This is a genomic window from Paenibacillus sp. 2TAB19, from assembly GCF_052115185.1.
Taxonomy (GTDB): Bacteria; Bacillota; Bacilli; order Paenibacillales; family Paenibacillaceae; genus Pristimantibacillus.
The window spans coordinates 1-20,978 of sequence record NZ_JBFRGE010000028.1; the positions used below are offsets into that span (position 1 = coordinate 1).

A 20,978-nucleotide genomic window follows, 5' to 3' on the forward strand; every position below is an offset into this window, starting at 1 on the left:
AAAAAGCTTATATGGTCCATACAACCTATAGGCAACAGCTAAAGTTCAGCAGCAACATCTTTCGTATCCAGTTTTCAGGGCGCAATGCCTCTGAGATCATGGTTGTGTCTTTTCTGAAGTGATTCAGGAAGCATAATCAAATGAAAATGGTTGTGTTTTTCGAAGTAATTCGAGAGGTACAATCAGTGAAAAACACTGTTTGGAGAGATACCCAAGTGGCTCAAGGGGACCCTCTGCTAAGGGGTTAGACTGCGTAAGTGGTGCGAGGGTTCGAATCCCTCTCTCTCCGTACGAACTTTTTTATCATCATAGCTAGGCCCGTTGGTCAAGGGGTTAAGACACCTCCCTTTCACGGAGGTAACAGGGGTTCGAATCCCCTACGGGTCACCATTATTATTTGTTTAACGACGCGGGGTGGAGCAGCCCGGTAGCTCGTCGGGCTCATAACCCGAAGGCCGCAGGTTCAAATCCTGCCCCCGCAACCAATTCCTTCATCTAGAAGCAGATGAAACCATACCTTGCCGTTGTAGCTCAATTGGTAGAGCAACTGACTTGTAATCAGTAGGTTGGGGGTTCAAGTCCTCTCGACGGCACCAGTTTTTTGCGGAAGTGGCTCAGCGGTAGAGCATCGCCTTGCCAAGGCGAGGGTCGCGGGTTCGATTCCCGTCTTCCGCTCCATCTTTTCTCGGGATGTAGCTCAGCTTGGTAGAGCACCTGGTTTGGGACCAGGGGGTCGCATGTTCAAATCGTGTCATCCCGACCATCTTCATTTTTTACTTAAACGGTAACCACTAACTTCGTCGAATTGAGGCGAACGGGAGTGGTTTTTTTTGAAATTATTTTACTCGTATTGCTGCTCATTATATCGCTAGGAGGTAGGTTATGCTTAAGCTCGGAGTTCTCGATCAGGTGCATATAAGTGAAGGTCAGACAGCGGGACAAGCGCTGCAGGAAGCGACGCGTCTCATTCAGGAGACGGAGAGGCTAGGCTATAGCCGGTTCTGGGTATCGGAGCATCACGCGACAAGAGCGCTTGCATTCTCTAGCCCTGAAGTGCTTATCGCGCATTTGGCAGCGGCTACGTCGACGATACGCGTAGGATCAGGCGGGATCATGCTGCCTCATTACAGTGCCTACAAGGTAGCGGAAAACTTTAAGCTGCTAGAGGCGCTCCACCCGGGCAGAATCGACGTTGGGCTAGGCCGAGCGCCGGGCGGTATGCCGATCGCGACAAGAGCGCTGCAAGCGGATAAGTTCGTTGATGTGAATAAGTACCCGCAGCAGGTGCTGGACTTGGCTGGCTTTCTGCGTGATAAACAGCCATCTGGTCATCCTTTTGAGGGGCTGTTGACGTCTCCGTCGATCCCGAGCGCACCGCCGATCTGGATGCTCGGCTCTAGCGGAGAAAGCGCAAGAATGGCCGCGCAGCTAGGTTCGGCTTATGCTTTCGCGCAGTTTTTCGGCACACCGGGCGGAGAGGAAGCCATGCGATATTATCAGACTCACTTCCAGCCTTCCAAGCTGCTCGGCGATAAGCCGCAGGCTATGATTGCTGCATTAGTTATTTGTGCGGATACGGACGAGGAAGCGAATGCGCTTGCGACAAGCAGTGATTTATTTTTCCTGCAGCTGTCGACGGGACAGCAACTGCTTAATCTGCCTTCTGTGCAGACGGCGTACGACTACCCATATACGGAAGCAGACTATTTAAGAATTAAGCATACGCGCCAAACGAGAGTCGTAGGTTCTCCCGAGAAAGTGAAGCAGCAGCTTATCGAGCTAAGCGGGGCTTACAATGTTAACGAGATTCTCATTAATAGCCCGATTCATAATTACGAGGCGCGGATACTTTCGTATAAGCTCCTGTCGGAGTTATTCGATCTGAACATAAGCAGTCATGGTTGATTATACGATATTATGTKGTATAAGCAGCGATATTCGGATACACTACGAACACTTGACGACCATTAAGCATACGCATATGGTCTAGTTGAAGCAAAAAAGCGTATATATTACGTTTATAGGCTGCATACGAAGAAGATGGAACAGAGACGAAAGGCGGCCATGCAGGAGAGGGAGCGATCATTGGTAATGGAGCTTATACAGAAAGCAATTGATCTTGCAGCAAAGGCTCACAAAAATCAAGTGAGGAAAGGTACAAACCTGCCTTATATTAGCCACCCGTACGGAGTCGGGATGATGCTGATGCAAGCTCAGTGCGAGCCTGAGATCGTAGCTGCAGGCATCCTGCATGACACGCTGGAGGATACCGAAATTACGGAAGCAGATCTGCTCGAGACATTCGGACAGACGGTGACTGATATTGTTATCGGATGCTCAGAGCCTGACAAGAGCAAGTCCTGGGAAGAGCGCAAGTCGCATACGATTGCTTTCTTGAAGACAGCATCGCTTCCGATCAGAATGGTTTCCTGCGCAGATAAGATTCATAATATTCGATCGACACGGTCAGCCATTGAGGCTGAGGGCGAGAAAGCGTGGCAGCGGTTCAAGCGCGGACGCGATAAGCAGGAATGGTATCATCGTTCGATCATTGAGAGCATTGGCTATCAATCAACCTTTCCGCTTCTCGAGGTGCTGATCCAAGAGGTAAACGGACTGTACGGCGAGCGGCAATAAGGGAGAATGATGGATATAATAGCGAAAATCAGGGGAAAATAGCTGCGCTGACGATTTTTATTCGTTGGAGCAGCTATTTTTATTATGATCGGTTACGATCGGGACAAGAGAAGGAGCGGATGAGTGGTTATGCGTTTGATTCGTATCGTTGCGGCTTTGCTGCTTATGGTTATGCTGAGCGGCACGACAAGTATAGTGAATGCGGCTGGCTCGCCTGGCGTGTATCATTTTGGCTTTCGGAAGAGCGCCGAGGGGAGGCTTCCCTCCATAGACGATGAGGGCTTCAAACCGATTGTGATGAAGCACGGCGCTTTGTTTCTTGGCGACTCGACCAAGAAGGAGCTGTACTTAACGTTCGATAACGGTTACGAGAACGGCTACACCTCGAAAATTCTTGACATATTGAGGGATAAGAAGACGCCGGCGACTTTTTTCGTGACCGGTCATTACATTAAGGATCAGCCTGAGCTGCTTAAGCGAATGGTATCGGAAGGGCATATCATCGGCAACCATTCGTGGAGTCATCCGGATATGACGACGTTGTCCGACGAGCAGATCAAATCCGAGCTGGACAAAGTAAATGTACAAGTGCGCGAGCTCACTGGACAGAAGGAAATGATCTATCTTAGGCCGCCAAGAGGGATATTCAGCGAAAGGGTGCTCGCTGTCAGCAAGCAGGTCGGCTATACGAACGTATTTTGGTCAGTCGCTTATAAGGATTGGGATGTTAATGCACAGCGAGGGCGCGAGTATGCCTATAGCTCCGTCATTAAGCAGCTGCATCCCGGTGCGATCATCTTGCTCCATTCCGTGTCGAAGGACAATACGGAGGCGCTGGGGGGCATCATTGACGAAGCTAGACGGCAAGGTTATGAATTCAAGAGCTTGGACGAGTTGATGGCTGGCTTGCTCTGAGTGGCCGTGCGCTCCGTCTTCGCCAACGAATAGATAGTTAGAAAGGGCGCAGGAGAAAACTCCTGCGTCGTTTTTGTTTTCGTCATAGTCAGTCATAAGCGCTAAAGGCAAGCGAGTGCGAGACGTACATCGAAGAGACTGCGTACATCGATAACGATGCCGCAGTCTCTTCTCTTTGCAGTATTTTACCGTAAGACGGCAACGCCGGTTGCCGCACTTTCGCTTGTATTTTACGTCAATCGGATGGTGATAAAACGTTCTCCTCCTCCGTCTTCCAGCTCGACGTAGGCATCGGGACCGGCGTTCAGTTCGATTTCGCCGTTGCCGTCCCCGTTGCGGATGAAATGAAGATGGTAGCGGGTTTGGCCGAAGCGGTAGATCGCTTTGTAGCCGGCCCATTCGGACGGGACGCAAGGATTCAGGTATAGACGTCTGCCTTGCCTGCGCATACCCAAAATCCATTCGATTCCGCTTTGATACATCCAGCTCGATGCCCCGGTATACCAGGTCCATCCCGCATGGCCTTGATGAGGTTCGGCGGTGTACACGTCCGCCGCCATGACGTAAGGCTCGCCGTAATAGGTTCTAACCTCGCGTTCGGTCCGCGTATGGTTGACCGGGTTCAGCATGCGGAACAGGTCGAACGCCTTGTCGCCGCGACCCAGCTTGCACCAGGCGACGATGCTCCAGATGACGCCGTGCGTGTATTGCGCGCCGTTCTCGCGGATGCCCGGCGGATACCCCTGAATGTAGCCGGGGCTCGGCTCGGTGCGGTCGAACGGCGGAGTGAGAAGTCTTACGACCCCCATCTCACGGTCGACCAGCTCGCGATCGAACGACTTCATCGCTTGTAGCGCGCGATCCGGCGCGGCCGCGCCGGAAATGACGGACCAGGATTGCGCGATGGCATCGATCCGGCATTCCTCGTTATGCAAGGAGCCGAGCCAGGTACCCCCGTCCGTAAAGGCTCGACGGTACCATTGTCCGTCCCACGCATGCTCGTGAAGCGATTCGGCCAGCTTCTCGCGGGCCGTCTTGTACATTGCGCTGCGTTCTTGTTCGCCTCGAGAATCGCATAAAGGCTCAAAGCGTTTAAGCACTTCACTGAGGAACCAGCCGAGCCAGACGCTTTCGCCCCTGCCTTCGTCGCCGACCAGATTCATGCCGTCGTTCCAATCGCCCACCCCGATATGCGGCAAGCCATGTTCGCCGATCCGCTGCAGCGACTTGTCGATGGCTTTGGCGCAATGCTCGTAGACGCTTTCGATTCGATCGGAGCGGACCGTCTCCTCGTATCGCTCATGCTCGCCTTCCCGCAGCGTTTCGCTGGTCAGATAGGCGACTCGTTCATCGAGTACCGTCGCGTCTTCCGTATGCTCGATATATCGAGAGACCGAATACGGCAGCCAGAGCAAGTCGTCGGAGAACAAAGTGCGGATGCCGCGATTCGTTTCTTCATGCCACCAATGCTGCACGTCGCCTTCCTCGTACTGATGCGATGCGCTTAGCAAAATCTGACGCCTCGTAAGCTCGGGTCTCGTGTGGAGAATGGCGAGCGAGTCCTGAAGCTGATCCCTGAAACCGAAGGCGCCTCCGGCTTGATAGAAGGCGGTTCGCGCCCACATGCGGCATGCAAGCGATTGGTACAGCAGCCAGCCGTTGAGGAGTATATTGCTCTCGACCGACGGCGTATCCACGACGATCTGGCCGAGCGTTTCCTCCCAATAAGAGGCTGTCTCCTGCCAAGCGGCATCGCAGCGTTCCTCGTCGGCGTATTGCCGAGCAAGTATCGCGGCTTGGCTTCTGGAAGAGGCACAACCGAGCAGCATGATCACTTCCGTTTCTTCGCCAGGCTGAAGCTTCAGCTTGCGTTGGACGGCTCCGCAGCTTGCGTAATGGACGCCGTCCCGCATGTCCAGGCTTGGGCGCGACAAAGCGGCGGGCCGTTCCATGCTTCCGTTTCTTCCGACGAAAGCCAGTTGATCCGCTGTCCACGATAGTCCATCTTCTTCCGCCGCTTGCTGCGGGAAGACGCCGAGGAACGGCGTCGCTTCACGGAAGATGTCCTGATAGCGATTCTGAGCGGTCATGATTTCGGCTTCCTCGTTCCATTCACTTGCGATAAAGGAGGCGTTCGATTGGCGATGTACCCCGATTACCCACTCCGCATAATAGGTTACGGACAGGCGTCTTTCCGACGCAGAGTCGTTCCTCAGCTTCAGCCGCATGATTTTGACGGGATCGTCCATCGGCACGAACATCTTCATTGTATGGCTTATGCCATCGCGCTCGTGCTCGAAGGTCGTGTGGCCGAGGCCATGGGTGACCAGGTACGGCGCCGCATGGCCGCCGGCGGCAGGAGCGATCGTCCATACGCTGCCGGAATCTTCATCGCGGAGGTAACCCATTTCTCCGGGCGGGTCGAGCACCGGGTCGTTCGACCAAGGGGTTAGCTTGCACTCCCGGCTGTTGCGCCAGAACGTATACCCGGTTCCGAGCTCGGACACGATCGTTCCGAACTCGGGATTGGCAAGGACATTGATCCACGGTGCGGGCAAATGCTTGCCGTCTTCAATGAGCAGCTTGTACTCTTTGCCGTCCGGCGTAAAGCCGCCCCAGCCGTTGTGGAATAATACGTCCTTGGCTTCGAGCTTGACGGCGCGGGCTTCCTGCTGCCGAGGCGCAAGGAGATGCGTGCCCTCAGACATGGTCGGTCTCTTTGAGGCCGAATCGCTTTCCCGCGTCCCGCGCGGCTTCCGAAGTTGAACGGCCAAGGAAGGTCCGCTCGCCCGGAGCGATAACTTCGCTACGGAAAGGAGAAGTGTTTCGTCGTCTTCCGACAGTCTGTCGGCGGGAAGGACTTGAATATTCGCGTGCCCGGCACCGAAGCGGTCGACGCCGTGCTCGACGGCCCGGCTGAGCGCATCCTGCAAATCCTGTTCGTATCCGACCGGAGATCGGTTTAGTAGGACGAGATCGAAGCGGATGCCCAGCCTGCGCAAATATTCATGTCCGGTAAGCAGCTTAATTACGAACGGCAGGCGGCTTCGGTTATCGATTTCGACGACGATGATCGGTCTGTCTCCCGATATGCCGAAGGACCACAGCCCGGGCTGTCCCTTGACGTTGGCTAGAATTCGCTTGCCGCGCTCGCCGCTAAGCGGAGGCGTATACAACACTTGCGCGGCAAGTCGTTGAAAGACGAACGCTTCCTCCAGCTCCAGCCCTAGGCTGCGGAGCTCGATTCGGCTTCGCGTCCAGGCCAGCTGGAACGTCCGCTCTACCTGCTGCGGCTTTGCTAATCCTGCTGCTCCTTCAAGCGCATCTTCCTTCGTTTCAGCTACCGAAGTTACGGCGTAGAAGATGGCTTGTCCACCGGGCTCTACTTGTACGCGCCGCCTCATTACGAAGGCCGGATCCGCGACGGAGCCCGTTTTTCCCTTTAGCCGGTTCCGGATCGCGTGCGGCTCCTCCAAGCGGTACCCTCGTCCGATGAAAGCCGATCGGTCGGTTTCGAATTCCGGTCCGCCGAACGTTCCTCTTTCCGCCACGAGGGTATGGGCAGCCCATAGCGCTTGATCCTTGGCATCGCGTTTTCTGCGGCTGGCCACGAGACAACCGCTGTTTTCGTCGTATGCAGTGCGGATGAACAGCTTGCTGAAGGCGGTATGCGCATCGTCCGCGATCGGATTTGCAAGTGCTAGCTCCAGGTACGACGTGACCTCCAGCATCAACGGCTCGTCTCCTTCATTGACAAGCGTGATGCGCCGTACTTCCGCGTCGGTTTCAGGAGATACGCAAATTTCCATGAGCGTCCTCACAACGCCAACGCGGCGTTCGAACGTTGCTTTGTCCGGCTCGAAACGAATGCGTTGCTCCGGCGTTTCAGTCCGGCATGGCTGGAAGGAGGGGGACCATATCCGATCGGAAGCGACATCGCGAACATAAATATAGGATCCCCAAGCGTCCTTCACCGGATCTTCTCTCCATCTGGAGACGGAAAGACCTTCCCAGCTGCTGAAGCCGCTGCCGCTGGCCGTGACGATCGTGCTGAATCGGCCGTTGGACAGCACGCATGCTTCGGGCGTCGCGGTATGGGGGGAGGTGAATTCGCGAACCGGCTCGGTTTGAATCGGCAGTGTTTCCCTATCGGTCTGCGAGCGGTGCAAAGCGGGATGCCGGATTAATTTGGCTTGGCGAGGAATCCGCTCCTGAAGCAGCAGTTCGGCCGCGCGCACCTCTTTGTTCCGATGGAAACGGTCGATCATGGAATGAGGGAGTAGCATATTGGACAAGGTCGCCAGGCTCATGCCTTGATGATGCGCCATGAAGCTTCGGATGACCGCGTGCTGTCCATCATGCTTCAGCCGTCGCGGCGTAAAATCCATCGCTTCGTAATACCCGTACGGTCCCCGGGCGCCAAGTTCCTCCATCCGATGCAACGCACGAAGCCCCTCTTGGGGTGCATAAGGTAAAGCCATGATCGTTGCGTAAGGGGCCAACACCAAGTCCTGTTCCAGTCCGCGTTTGAAGCCGAGACCCGGCACCCCGAAGGCGCGATACTGATAGTTCAGTTGATGATCGAAAGCGAAATAGCCAGACTCGGATATGCCGAACGGCACGTTCCGCTGCTTGGCGTATTCAATCTGGCGAGAGACCACGGCTTTGTAAGTGCTGTCCCAAATCGTATGTCGGTATGTCTTCATGAGCAGCCAAGGCATCAAATATTCGAACATCGTGCCGCTCCAGGAGAGCAGCGCCGACTTGCCGCCGACCTTCGTCATCGTACGCCCGAGCGCGTTCCAATGGGAGACCGGCACCTGTCCCATCGCGATGGCGACGAAGCTCGCCTGCCTTGCTTCGGAAGCGAGCAGATCGTATAACACTTCGTCCCGTTCGCGACGGGCGACATGATAGCCGAGCGAGAACAAATTCGTCTTTGAATCGTAAAGATGCCGGAAGTCGGTGCCCTGGGTTAAGTCATCGATCCGGTCGGCCAACCGATTGCCTCGCGTCATCAAGTCGCCTTTGCCGGCATTCCCCAGCTCATCCGCGAAAGCGACCTCGTATCGTTTACTCTGCCGGTGTTCCATGCCTTTATAATCTGGCATGCCCGCTTTACTGCCCCAGTCCGCGCGCATCCACTCGATTAGACCTTCCTTTACCGTTATAAGGGCGGCCACCAAGTTACCCGAATCAACGGTGGACACGTAGATAGGCATAAGCGGAGCGAGCGATTCCGTGTCGTACCAGTTGTATAGATGTCCTTCCCACTTTTCAAGCCGCTCTATCGTACCGACCGTCCGCTCGAGCCGTTCGATCAAGCCGGTCGTGTCAATAAAGCCGAAGTCCCTTGCCGCAACCGCACATATGGCGTACATGCCGATATTGGTCGGAGAGGTTCGGTGCGCGACGCCTCGATCCGGTTCAAGCTGCACATTGTCCGGAGGCAGCCAGTTGTCCTGTTCGGTCACGAAATCTTCATAAAACGACCATATATCGCTAGCAAGATTGCGAAGCGTTTCCGTTTCCTGCTCACTAAAGGAAGCATCGCTATGCTCGGGCGAACCGTCAAGCCACCGGACGACAAGCGGCGCCGCGCACCAGAGAAGCGCGATTACGAGGACGACTGCCTTCGTCGCGGCCGAAGATCCGGGCAGAAAGGCGCCGGCAAGCATAAGCGCGGTAAGCGTGTAGCCGCCGGGCATGCCGGCGAGCGGTGACGCTCCCGCCTTGCTGCTTAACCGCTCCACTTCCGCTTGGCTTGTCCATTCCAGCAGCAATCGTTTGGACGCTATCAAACGGTACAGCGTCCGAAAAATGGCATCGAGCAGCATCGCGCTCTGGAACGGGAGCACAATGAACGATAGAAGCGCATGTGCGGCCGTCCGCAGTATGCTGCCGGGACGCCGAATCAAGCCGGCGAACGAGAAGAGCTGGCGAATGACCGGCAGCAGCATGGTTGCCAGTACGATGGCGTACCAACTGAGAGGAGAACCCGGCAGCAGCGGTGCCGCCGTCAGCAGAATCGCCAGAAGCACAGGCTGAAGCAGGCTGCGCCTTAGATTATCCGCAATTTGAAAGCGAGTCATCGCCGATAAGTTAGTGGGCGAGACCATTCCCTTGGCGTTTCTCGCTGCACTCCTAAGCCAAGGCAGCAGTTGCCAATCTCCGCGCGTCCAGCGATGAAGCCTCTTTTGCTGCGACAGGAAGGTCGGCGGATGATCGTCGATCAACTCGATATCCGACAGGAAACCGGTTCTCAGGAAGCTGCCCTCCAGCAAATCGTGACTGAGCACGCGGTTCTCCGGGAATCGTCCTCCAAGAACGCGGTGGAACGCGTCGACGTCGAAGATTCCTTTGCCGGTAAATATGCCTTGGCCGATCGCGTCTTGATACGGATCCGACACCGCGAAGGCATAAGGATCGAGGCCGGTTTCGAAAGCGAAGAGAGCCGTTAGCCTCGACTTCCGCGCGCTTTCGTAGGTCATGCCGATCCTCGGCTGGAGCACGCCGTAGCCCTCGGCTACTTTCGTACCGCTTGAATCCAATCTGGGACGATTGTACGGCAGATGGATCGCTCCGATCATGCGGCGAGCGCTTTCGAGTGGAAGCTGCGTATCCGCATCAAGCGTGAGGACGTAGCGGATCCCCTCCAGCACGGTGCTATCACCGTAAATTACTTCGTAGCTTGTATTACGTTCCCCCTTCAAAAGCTTTACGAATTCCTCCAGCTTGCCCCGCTTGCGCTCCCAGCCCATCCATGAACGTTCGGAAGGATTCCATAGCCTGCTGCGGTGAAACCAATGAAACGTGGCTGCAGGATATTTAAGGTTCAACCGTTCGGTTTCCGCCTTCGCCAGCCGCAGCAGGCTATCATCCTCGGACAGTTTCTCCGCGTCCGCATCATGCAAATCGCTTAGTATGCCGAAATGGATATTGGATTCTCGATTCGCCAAATAATGAAGCTCCAGACGGTCGAACGTCGCTCTAATATTGTCTGGCCTGCTCCAAATGACGGGAATGATGACCATTGTCGACGCTTCAGACGGCACGCCTTCAGAGAAATCGTAGCGCAGCAGACGGGTCGGCAGCGTCATTCGTTCGATGAGCCAGTGAACGACTGTGATGGCCCATTCGCTTGCCGGGATCAGAAGTAGCATTAAGCAGGCCGAAAGAGCGCCTACGGAAAGGGGGAGGTCCAGTCCTCCCTGCGCGCCGATCGCGATGAAGAAACCGACGAGAGCGATTAACGTTCCTAATGCGACCATCTGCAAATACAGGCCGGATGCGCGAAGACGAAGACCGACCTCCGGAAGGGCGCCGGCTTTGCCGCATTGCTTCAACGCCTGCTGAAGCTCTTTCATGCCGCGCGCGTCCWGCAAATAATAGGACACATAGCTGCTTCTGGAAGGGGAAGCCTGAGGTGTCTTCTCCGAAGCGGCGGTTAAGTAGCGATCGTCGGCCAAACGGACGGCTTGGGATGCCACCAAATTTTCTGGCACCTTCATGCGGCGGGCAAGCAGCTCTACCCGATATCGCAGCGTATGCCGGCTTGCTCCATCCAATCGCGGATAATCGCCTGCCTGCTCTTGCCGCAGCGTTTGCTCGATAATGCTGACGCGTTCGAAAAGTTCATTCCACAACCAGCGCGAGAGCTTGCGCAAGCTGCCGAGTACGTTGCCGACAGCGACTTGATATTCGGCTTGCAGCCTATACTCGTAAGATAGGATCGCGTCCAAATCCGAGGGCTCATTCTCCAGCTTGCAGATCAACCATTCCCCGACATGCGCCGAATCCTCCGCATGTTCTCTGAGATGTTTGACGAGATGAACGGTCATGGCGCCGGATAACGGCATTTCGACATGCTCCGCCTCGAGTGCTTGCTTTAACCGCTCCGGTGTCAGCTCCGATGCGGGAATGGAGGACAGCATGCGCTCAACCTGTACGCAGATGGCCCGGCGTTCCTTCAGCGGCCCCGCGAGGGACACAAGCCTGCGAACGAGCTCCATCTTAAGGAAGAGCGGGATTGACCAAGCCTCGGCGGCAGTCAGCACGGCAACCTCCTGATAAGCGTCCAAATAAGCGATGAAAAGTTGTTCGTCTAGCAATCCATCGGTATACGCAAGGTATGCTTCGCATATCGAAGAAACTCTGGTCCTCGCGCTCTTTCCAAGCACGGGAAGCGATTTGACCGGGAAGCCGGCCAGCTCCAGCTTGATGCCAGCCAGCTCCGCTTCCAAAAATTCCGAATGGTCGAGAAACCATTCCTCGGCCGGCTGCTCGCAGGMGATGGCCCGTTCGTTCAACTCGGCGATAAACTGCCGGAGCTCCCTGACATCTTCCTCCAGCCAAAACGACAGCGACTTAGACGATATCCGTTTGCCGTGAGGGTCATGTTCCAACGCGAGCTTATGGGCATGTTCCTTCAATTTTACTTGACTCCATTCCATTTCCTTTATCCCCCATGGATCATAATTGAATAAAAGCACTTCTTTAACATTCCGAATTTTGKGGGATTTTATAAGTCAAACGCGCGTATTCGATGAAACCAATTCGAAATACACGCATAATGATGATCAAAACAAAGGGAGGCAGCAGGCTGCCTCCCTTTGTTTATTCGTAAAGATTTCGTCCTGATTAGCCCGTCACGCCCTCGCGCTTGCGGAAGAACGACTTCAGCGCGTTGTATACCTCGCCTTTTTCCTTGATGACATAATACATGAAGTGCTGCAAGTTAATATGCTTGTAGGCTGACATGAGCGTACTGGAGCGGTTATATTGGTTAACCTCGCCGTAGCCGAACAGGTTGGAACGCTTAAGCAGCTCACCGATGAGCTTCACGCACCGTTCGTTGTCGCTCGTCAGGTTGTCGCCGTCAGAGAAGTGGAACGGGTAGATGTTGTACAGGTTCGGATTGAAGCGGCTGTCGATAATTTCCAACGCTTTCATGTAAGCCGACGAGCAGATCGTACCGCCGCTCTCGCCACGGGTGAAGAACTCTTCCTCTGTTACTTCCTTCGCTTCTGTATGATGCGCAATAAAAACAATGTCGACCTTCTCGTACTGGTGCCGCAGGAAGCGTGTCATCCAGAAGAAGAAGGAGCGAGCCACGTATTTCTCGAACGAGCCCATCGAGCCAGACGTATCCATCATGGCCAAGATGACGGCATTCGACTGCGGCTTAACGATCTCTTCCCACGTCTTGTAGCGCAGGTCGTCGGGCGTTATGCCGTGAATGCCAGGTTGGCCGGAGGTGGCGTTGCGGCGCAAGTTCTCGATGATCGTCCGTTTCTTGTCGATGTTGGACATGATGCCTTTTTTACGAATATCGTTGAACCGGATTTCCTTCGTCTCGAGCTGATCCTTGTCTTTCTGCTTCAGGAACGGAAGCTCCAGCTCTTCGAACAGCATCGTTTCCAGCTCTGCAAGGCTGATCTCCGCCTCGATTATATCCTCGCCGGGCTGATCTCCGGCCTTGTCGCCTTTGCCGCCCTTCTGCGCCGATGAAGGGTCGACGCCGAGCACGTCGCCGACCTGACTGTCGCCATCGCCTTGGCCGACATGTTTATTTTTATTGTAGTTATAGACGAACCGATATTCATCAAGGCTCCGAATCGGCACCTTAATAACCTGTTTGCCGTCTGACATGACGATGCTTTCCTCAGACACGAGATCGGGCAAATTTTGCTTAATCGCTTCCCTTACCTTCTGCTGATGCCTGGCCTGATCTTGATACCCTTTGCGATGCAATGACCAATCTTCCCGTGAGACGCTGAACATGCCGTTGTCCGATGAACCCATTTCGGAGCACCTCCCCCGCTTATTTGTTGTTAAAACACCTGTTGTTAATCAATATATTCAACAGCCGAGCGGTTATGTGAAAGAATAAAACGTCTAATTCTAGCAATCTATCTAACGGTCTTGCGGCTGGGGGTGACATTGTGTCCAGTTCGACTGCTCATTTTTAACCACTTTGTATAATGTAATCAAAAGTTAATGTTATATAATATGACATATACAGTGATGAAGGCTTTCGCATACTTAACGCAAACTATGTTTGTTTTGAGGAGGGACTGCATGCATATACCTGAAGCTGCCAAGAAGGCAGAGATCATCGTCGATCAAGTGAGTATGCGTTTTGGGAAAAAGGGGCAGGAGTTCACTGCGCTCCAAGACGTAAGCTTCGAAATCTATCGCAATGAATTCGTATCGCTGCTAGGACCGTCCGGCTGCGGCAAGTCGACGCTGCTCAGGCTGATGGCCGACTTGCTTGAGCCTACGAGCGGCACGATTACGATCCAAGATGACCACCCTCGTGAAGTCCGACTCCGCCGTAAATTCGGCATTGTGTTCCAGAACCCGACGCTCTTCGAATGGCGGACGGTGAAGGAGAATATCGAGCTGCCGCTAGAGGTGCTCGGTGTGCGCAAATCGCAATACACTCCTCTTATCGAGAGGCTGCTCGAGATGGTCGGGCTATCCTCGTTCCGTAATTACTACCCTTGGCAGCTAAGCGGCGGCATGCAGCAACGTATCGCAATTGCCCGCGCCCTATCGCTTGATCCACCTATTCTGTTCATGGATGAACCTTTCTCCGCGCTTGATGAGTTCACGAAGGAGAAGCTGCAGTTGGAGCTACTTGAGATCAAGAAGCAAACGAACAAGACGATCGTATTCGTTACGCACAGCATTCCCGAAGCGGTGTTCTTGTCGGACCGCGTCATTGTGTTATCTGCTCATCCCGGACGCGTCCATTCGGTCGTGGAAATGATTAGGGAGGAGGGCGATCTGTCCCATATCCGCGAATCAGCCCATTTCCACGAGATGTCGAGGACGGTGAGGAATTGTTTCTACAAGGAGAGTGATTCCTTTGACGGACAGATTGTTTAAAAGAGGGGGGCAGGGGGCTGTCCTTGCCTTATGGGTCGCCGCCGTCCTGCTCTTATGGGAAGCTGGAGCATGGTTCATCGCCGACGTCATGAAGACGACCGCCCCAGCCTCGAAGCTTCCATACTTGCATAAGGTGCTGGGAACACTAGCCGATCATCTGCCGACCTTGCTTAAGCAAGGGACGGTGACGTTCGGCAATTCGATTACCGGCTTCGTCATCGGTTCGATAGTCGGTGCAGCACTTGCGATTGTAATGAGTGTATCGAGAGCAGCCGAGTATACGCTGTCTCCATATATGATTGCCTCTCAGATGATACCAATTATCGGCCTAGCCCCAATTATTTACGGGATTGTCCGCGATGCCGAGCTGTCCAGAGTGCTGATGGCTGGCTACGTGACGTTTTTTCCGGTCGCGATCCATATGCTTCGCGGGCTGCGAAGCGTAAGTCCTGAGCAGTTGGAGCTTATGCGCACGTATGCAGCCTCGACATGGACGCTCTACAGCAAGCTGAAGCTACGTGCCGCGCTTCCCGGCTTGTTCGCAGGTCTGAAGCTGTCCGCGCCGCTCGCCATAACGGCATCTATCATCGTGGAGCTGATGGGAGCGCCGGACGGTATCGGGGTGCTCATGGTCAGCTCGCTCTACTATGKGACGTCACAGGTATATATGTTCTGGTCAACGGTGCTCATCAGCATGGTAATCGGCATCGCATTATATCTGCTTATCGCRGCAGCCGAAAGGTTGCTTACACCGTGGCAGCCCGAGTTCCGGGCGAAGGGGAGGGACGAGGCATGAAGGAGCTTGCGGCCGTCAAGTCAGAACCTCAGTCAGGTATGGCGGCGCTGCCTGCCGCGGGCAATGTACAGGAGCTGGATTCWGGGCGCGACCCTATAACGATTAACATCAAAGCAAATGAGAGAGGTCTGCCGCGTATATCAGCGGGCTGGAAAGCTTTGCAGCCGATGCTGCTTCCGGTAGGCTTCGCGATTGTATTCCTGCTCGTCTGGCAGCTTGAGGGATTCCATCGATTGTTCAGGCTGGAGCGCTATCAGCTGCCGATTCCGTCAGCGATCGTATCTTCCATAAAGGAAAACGCCGATTTGCTTTGGAGCTATTCGATCTATACGGGAATTGAGATCATAGGTGGTTGCATCATTGGTTCTTTGCTCGGTCTTACGGCTGCTGTGGCAGCCTCATTGTTCCCGAATGCGGGCAAAGGCGCGATTACGCTGCTAGCGTCGCTTAACGCCGTTCCTATCGTTGCGCTTGCGCCAGTCATGAACAATTGGTTCGGCAACGGCGTTTCCTCCAAAATTGCGATCGTCTCCGTCATGACGATGGCCACGATGGCGATTAGCGCCTTCAAAGGGCTGCGATCCATACAGCCTGCTTACCTCGATCTCATGCATGCCTATGCTGCGCCGAGAACGACCGTGTTTCTGAAGCTGCGCTTTCGAGCGGCACAGCCGGCTATCTTCACGGCGCTGAAGATCAATATGTCCACGAGCATCATCGGTGCAATCGTCGGGGAGTTTTTCATATCTTCACGGGGGCTGGGCTTTCTATTATCGGATCAGATCAAGCTTGGCAACATGCCACTCGCCTGGTCCTGCATCGTAATCGCCGCAGCGCTAGGCATCGTTCTCTATTATATCGTTCAGCTTGTTGAGCGGCTTGTTATACCGTGGCATGTATCGCATCGTAGACATTCCTGACAACGTTCATCCTGGAAGTACTCCGAATGGAGTTTTTCTCATATAGAAAACAATAGGGAGAGGAATGGTCTTCATGAAACAGAGAAACCGTACGATGCAAGCCGTTTCAACCGCTTTACTCGCATTAATGCTGCTCTTCGTCGCCGCTTGCGGCAACTCGAACGAGTCACCGCCTGCTGAAGACGATCCGAAGCCTACGGAGGGGGCAGCAACAGAAGCGACGGATAAGCCGTCCGACGCTCCTCTTACTAAAGTGAAGATTCAACTGAAATGGGTGCCTCAGGCGCAGTTCGCGGGTATTTTCGTTGCCAAGGAGAAGGGGTTCTATGCAGAGGAGGGGCTGGACGTTGAAATCATCCCCGGAGGCCCGGACGTTGTCATTGAACAGCAGGTCGTCAACGGAGCAGCCGACATTGGCGTAACAAGCTTTGACAGCCTCCTCGTCAACCGCGACAACGGTTTGCCTCTCGTATCAGTAGCGCAAATTCTGCAGCAAAGCTCGTACCGCTTCGTTGCCAGCAAGGAGTCGGGCATCGACGAGCCGGCTAAGATGAAGGGCAAGAAGGTTGGCATGTGGACGGGAAGCCAGCAATTCCAAGTGCTTGCCTTCATGGAGAAAAACKGCCTCGATCCGAAGAAGGATGTTGAGCTCGTGAAGCAAGGTTTTACAATGGACCAGTTCTTTAACAAACAGCTTGATGTAGCAATCTCTACGATCTATAACGAATATCATGTCGTGCTCGAGAGCGGCGTAAAGGAAGAGGACTTGTATGTATATGACTTCGAGGATGCGGGCGTAGGTATGCTGGAGGATACGCTGGTCGTTAAGGAGGATTGGCTGAAGAGCAACCGAGAGCTTGCGGTCAAAGCGATTAAAGCGACGATGAAGGGCTGGAATTATGCTATCACGAATCAGCCGGAGTCGGTTGACATCGTAATGAAGGCGGTAACCGAGGGCAGCACGACGAAGGAACATCAAACAACGATGCTTATGGAGATGGCTAAGCTTGTGAAGCCGGAAGGGTTCACAGAGGCACAGGTTGGCAGCTTCGTCGACGATGCGGTACAGAGAACGGTCGATATCTCGCTGAAGTACGAGTTGATCAAGAAAACGCCGGATTTGGCTGCGGCGATCGACAAGACGATTTTGGAAGATGCATTGAAATAAAGGATTGCTTGCTAAGGGCTGACGGCAAGGAAGAAGCGCCGATGAGCAGTTGTCTTCGGCGCTTCCCCACCGCTTAGCGGCGAGCTGGAGGAGGCGATAGCGTGTGAAAGAACCGGCTATGGACGGGATGAGCAAGGAGGAATGGCTGGACAAGGACCGCAGGTATGTATGGCATCATATCTCGCCGCATAACGACCATCCGATGATTGTCGTATCTKGGGAAGGCAGCTGGATTACGGATAGTGACGGTAACCGGTATTTGGATGGGATGTCGGGATTATGGTGCGTGAATGTCGGGCACGGGCGCGAGGAGATTGCGGAAGCGGCAGCTAAGCAAATGAAGACGATTGCCTATTCCACGCTCATTCAATCGCATGTTCCGGCGATTAAGCTCGCCGAGAAGCTTAACGAGTGGCTGGAAGGAGACTACCGCATCTTCTTCTCCAATTCGGGCTCGGACGCCAATGAGGTCGCCTTCAAAATCGCCCGCCAATACCATCACCAGAACGGCAAGCCGAGCAAGCATAAGTTCATTTCTCGGCATCGCGCCTATCATGGCAGCTCGCTCGGTTCGCTTGGAGCGACGGGACAGGCGCAGCGCAAGCTGAAATATGAGCCGCTGGCGATGGGCTTCTCGCATGTGCCGCCGCCGTATTGCTACCGCTGTCCTTTCGGCCAACAGGAGGGGGCCTGCCGCATGCAATGCGCGGAGGCGTTCGACGACGCGATTACATGGGAAGGTGCGGATTCGGTTGCCGCCGTCATCATGGAACCGGTTATTACGGGCGGGGGCATGATCGTACCGCCCGACGGTTACATGAAGCGGGTGCAGGAAATATGCAACAAACACGATGTGCTGCTTATCGTAGACGAAGTGATCTGCGGCTTCGGCCGGTCGGGGATGAAGTTCGGCCATCATAATTACGGCGTGAAGCCCGATATCGTAACGATGGCGAAAGGAATGACGAGCGCGTATTCCCCTCTATCGGCAACGGCGGTGTCGGCAAAGCTGTATGACAGCTTCAAGGATACGAGCAAGGCGGACAATCATTTGCGGCATGTGAATACATTCGGCGGCAATCCGGTTTCCTGCGCGGTTGCATTGGCGAATCTAGCGATACTGGAGCGCGAAGAGCTGGTTAGCCGATCTGCTTGGATCGGGGATCAATTTCGTGAGGGCCTGCAGCCATTGGGTGCACACCCGCATGTCGGAGAGATCCGGCATTTCGGATCTGCGCTCGGGATTGAGCTCGTTGAGGATAAGGGTTCGAAACGGCCAGCGGATGCCTCTCTTGTCGCTTCCTATATTGCGTCGTGCAAGCGGTTAGGTTTGATCATTAGCAAAAACGGCGATACGGTGCCCGGCTTTGCCAATATATTGACCATTAGTCCGCCGCTTAGTTCGACCGATGAAGACGTTGCATTCATCGTGGATACGCTTCTGAAGGCATTTTCAATCTCGATGAAGGATGAGGAGAAGGTGATTGCATGACGCTGAGCCTATATTCGGGAGCGATTAATAAGGAGAGGCTCCACAGAAGAATTGAGGAGCTGTCGCTCATCGGGAAGATCGGAGATACCGGCGTCTGCCGTCTTGCGCTCTCCCAGGAGGACCGCGAGGCGGTCATGCTCGTTAAGAGCTGGATGGAKGAAGCGGGGCTTGAGGCGCATATCGATCCATTCGGCAATTTGATCGGCGTTATGGAAGGTGCGAACCCCACGCTGCCAGTCTTAATGCTCGGCTCTCATATCGACTCGCAGCCTTACGGCGGCCGATTCGACGGCGTTATCGGAGTGCTCGGAGCGCTTGAAGCCGTTCAGACGATGGCGGAAAGCGGATTTGTACCGATGATGAACATTGAGGTCGTTGCCTTCTGTGACGAGGAAGGCTGCCGATTCAATAAAGGATTGTTCGGCGTAAGAGGAATGACGGGCAAGCTGGAGGACGGCGAGCTCGCGCGGATGGATAAAAACGGGGTAACGCGTGAAGAAGCGTTAAGGCAATTCGGCTGCGACCCCGCTCTAATAGAAAGCTACCAGGTAACGGCCGATCGCATCGGCGCCTTCCTTGAGCTTCATATTGAGCAAGGGCCCGTACTTGAATCATTGGAGCATCCGATCGGCATCGTGAGCGGTATTTCCGGGCCGGTATGGTGGACGGTCGAAATGAACGGCTTCGCCGGACATGCGGGCTCGGTGCCTATGCCGATGCGGCGGGATTCGCTGGTCGGAGCGGCCAAAGTCATCACGGCGCTCGATCGGCTCGCGAGGGAGTCACCTGGTGCGCCGACGGTCGGGACGGTTGGATCGTTAACCGTCTTTCCTGACTCGCGCAACATTATTCCGGAGAAGGTGAGCTTCACCGTCGATTTTCGCGATATTGAGCTTAGCAGGAGGAATGGGCTGGAGGCTCGGCTGCTTAAGGAAATAGAGGAGACCGCCGCCGAGCACGGTCTTACGTATACGATTCGCGAGGATACGAAGAGTGATCCGCGCTATTGCGCCGACTGGATCAAGAAGACGTTGCGGATCGAAGCGGATAACATGGGCATAACGCCTCCGCCAGAGCTTATGAGCGGTCCGTTCCACGATTCGCTTACGATGTCTTACGTATGCGATTACGGGATGATTTTCGTCAGGTGCAAGGAGGGCATCAGTCACAATCCGAAGGAATATTCGTCGCCGGAGGATATAGCGCTCGGCGCAGAGCTTCTGTATCTCGCGGCAAGGCGAATCGCAAGCCGTGAAGGAGGGATAGACGCATGTCGAAGGTGAAGATCGGTTTAATCCAAGCATCGAACGAACTGCATGGCGACGAGCCGGTTGCCGCTCATAAGGAAGCGGCTATCCGCAAGCACTTAAAGCTAGTTAGAGAAGCTGCAGCTCAGGGAGCTCAGATTATATCGCTGCAGGAAATTTTTTATGGTCCGTACTTCTGCTCCGAGCAGCAGACGAAGTGGTATGAGGCAGCGGAAGAAATTCCGTCGGGCCCTACGACAATAGTGTTTCAAGAGCTCGCGAAGGAGCTTGGCGTCGTCATCGTACTCCCGATCTATGAGCGCGAAGGGATAGCAACCTACTACAATACCGCAGCGGTAATCGATGCAGACGGCTCGTATCTCGGCAAATACCGGAAGCATCATATTCCGCATGTGGCGGCAGGAGGCGGTTCATGCGGCTTCTGGGAAAAATATTATTTTAAGCCCGGAAATCTCGGATATCCGGTGTTTGATACGGCATTTGCGAAGGTCGGGGTCTATATATGCTATGACCGCCACTTCCMGGAAGGAGCGCGGGCGCTAGGGCTTAACGGCGCGGAAATTGTATTCAACCCATCGGCGACGGTGGCTGGTACGAGCGAATATTTGTGGAAGCTGGAACAGCCCGCCCATGCGGTAGCCAACGGGTATTACGTGGCGGCTATCAATCGGGTTGGCGTCGAAGCGCCGTGGAATATGGGCGAGTTTTACGGCCAATCGTATTTGGTCGATCCGCGAGGCTCGATTGTATCTATAGGAAGCCGCGACAAGGATGAGATCGTTATTGGCGAGATGGATAAGGAGCTTATTCGCGAAGTGCGCAATGTGTGGCAGTTTTATCGAGATCGCAGACCGGAGACGTACGACAATATCGTTAGCCTGTGATAGGA

General features: G+C 54.5%; 12 protein-coding genes and 6 tRNA genes. 16 read left to right on the top strand and 2 right to left on the bottom strand.

The window, feature by feature from the left end; translation table 11 throughout:
- Window positions 1–201 precede the first annotated feature (201 nt).
- The 9 genes from AB4Z33_RS14600 to pdaA all read left to right on the top strand — a co-directional run bounded on the left by AB4Z33_RS14600 (window position 202) and on the right by pdaA (window position 3,552).
- Window positions 202–289: transfer RNA gene (locus tag AB4Z33_RS14600), tRNA-Ser, on the top strand.
- A gap of 26 nt (window positions 290–315) precedes the next feature.
- Window positions 316–390, top strand: a tRNA-Glu gene (locus AB4Z33_RS14605).
- Window positions 391–408: 18 nt separating this feature from the next.
- Window positions 409–485 (top strand) — tRNA-Met (locus AB4Z33_RS14610).
- A 35-nt stretch (window positions 486–520) separates the two neighbouring features.
- Window positions 521–596 (top strand) — tRNA-Thr (locus AB4Z33_RS14615).
- A 7-nt stretch (window positions 597–603) separates the two neighbouring features.
- A tRNA-Gly gene (locus tag AB4Z33_RS14620) sits at window positions 604–678 on the top strand.
- 8 nt (window positions 679–686) lie between these two features.
- Window positions 687–763, top strand: a tRNA-Pro gene (locus AB4Z33_RS14625).
- A 119-nt stretch (window positions 764–882) separates the two neighbouring features.
- The gene (locus tag AB4Z33_RS14630; protein ID WP_442050602.1) at window positions 883–1,905 is read left to right on the top strand and encodes an LLM class flavin-dependent oxidoreductase; all 1,023 of its coding nucleotides are present in this window, start codon (window positions 883–885) and stop codon (window positions 1,903–1,905) included.
- A 135-nt stretch (window positions 1,906–2,040) separates the two neighbouring features.
- A complete protein-coding gene (locus tag AB4Z33_RS14635) occupies window positions 2,041–2,637 on the top strand; it encodes an HD domain-containing protein (RefSeq protein WP_442050603.1) in 597 nt (198 codons plus the stop codon).
- Between the two features lie 165 nt (window positions 2,638–2,802).
- Entirely contained in the window at window positions 2,803–3,552 is a 750-nt protein-coding gene (pdaA, locus tag AB4Z33_RS14640) for a delta-lactam-biosynthetic de-N-acetylase (RefSeq protein WP_442050653.1), read from the top strand.
- Window positions 3,553–3,782: 230 nt separating this feature from the next.
- Here pdaA and AB4Z33_RS14645 read toward each other — a convergent pair whose 3' ends face one another.
- Together AB4Z33_RS14645 and yhbH are read right to left on the bottom strand one after the other, a co-directional pair.
- Window positions 3,783–12,005, bottom strand: a complete 8,223-nt coding sequence (locus tag AB4Z33_RS14645) for a GH36-type glycosyl hydrolase domain-containing protein (RefSeq protein WP_442050604.1) — start codon at window positions 12,003–12,005, stop codon at window positions 3,783–3,785.
- 187 nt (window positions 12,006–12,192) lie between these two features.
- Window positions 12,193–13,356, bottom strand: coding sequence for a sporulation protein YhbH (gene yhbH, locus AB4Z33_RS14650; protein ID WP_442050605.1), 1,164 nt, complete (start codon window positions 13,354–13,356; stop codon window positions 12,193–12,195).
- Window positions 13,357–13,632: 276 nt separating this feature from the next.
- Here yhbH and AB4Z33_RS14655 point away from each other — a divergent pair, with 276 nt between their 5' ends.
- The 7 genes from AB4Z33_RS14655 (at window position 13,633) to AB4Z33_RS14685 (ending at window position 20,973) form a co-directional block, all read left to right on the top strand.
- On the top strand, window positions 13,633–14,445 hold the full coding sequence (locus AB4Z33_RS14655; RefSeq protein ID WP_442050606.1) for an ABC transporter ATP-binding protein: 813 nt from the start codon (window positions 13,633–13,635) through the stop codon (window positions 14,443–14,445).
- Window positions 14,426–15,241, top strand: coding sequence for an ABC transporter permease (locus AB4Z33_RS14660; RefSeq protein WP_442050607.1), 816 nt, complete (start codon window positions 14,426–14,428; stop codon window positions 15,239–15,241). Before AB4Z33_RS14655 ends, AB4Z33_RS14660 begins: the two co-directional genes overlap by 20 nt.
- Entirely contained in the window at window positions 15,238–16,161 is a 924-nt protein-coding gene (locus AB4Z33_RS14665; protein ID WP_442050608.1) for an ABC transporter permease, read from the top strand. The genes AB4Z33_RS14660 and AB4Z33_RS14665 overlap by 4 nt, the downstream gene beginning before the upstream one ends.
- Window positions 16,162–16,234: 73 nt before the next feature.
- Window positions 16,235–17,329, top strand: a complete 1,095-nt coding sequence (locus tag AB4Z33_RS14670) for an ABC transporter substrate-binding protein (RefSeq protein WP_442050609.1) — start codon at window positions 16,235–16,237, stop codon at window positions 17,327–17,329.
- Window positions 17,330–17,447: 118 nt separating this feature from the next.
- On the top strand, window positions 17,448–18,821 hold the full coding sequence (locus AB4Z33_RS14675; protein WP_442050654.1) for an aspartate aminotransferase family protein: 1,374 nt from the start codon (window positions 17,448–17,450) through the stop codon (window positions 18,819–18,821).
- The gene (locus AB4Z33_RS14680) at window positions 18,818–20,104 is read left to right on the top strand and encodes a M20 family metallo-hydrolase (RefSeq protein ID WP_442050610.1); all 1,287 of its coding nucleotides are present in this window, start codon (window positions 18,818–18,820) and stop codon (window positions 20,102–20,104) included. The genes AB4Z33_RS14675 and AB4Z33_RS14680 overlap by 4 nt, the downstream gene beginning before the upstream one ends.
- On the top strand, window positions 20,092–20,973 hold the full coding sequence (locus AB4Z33_RS14685) for a nitrilase-related carbon-nitrogen hydrolase (RefSeq protein ID WP_442050611.1): 882 nt from the start codon (window positions 20,092–20,094) through the stop codon (window positions 20,971–20,973). Before AB4Z33_RS14680 ends, AB4Z33_RS14685 begins: the two co-directional genes overlap by 13 nt.
- Window positions 20,974–20,978: the final 5 nt, after the last annotated feature.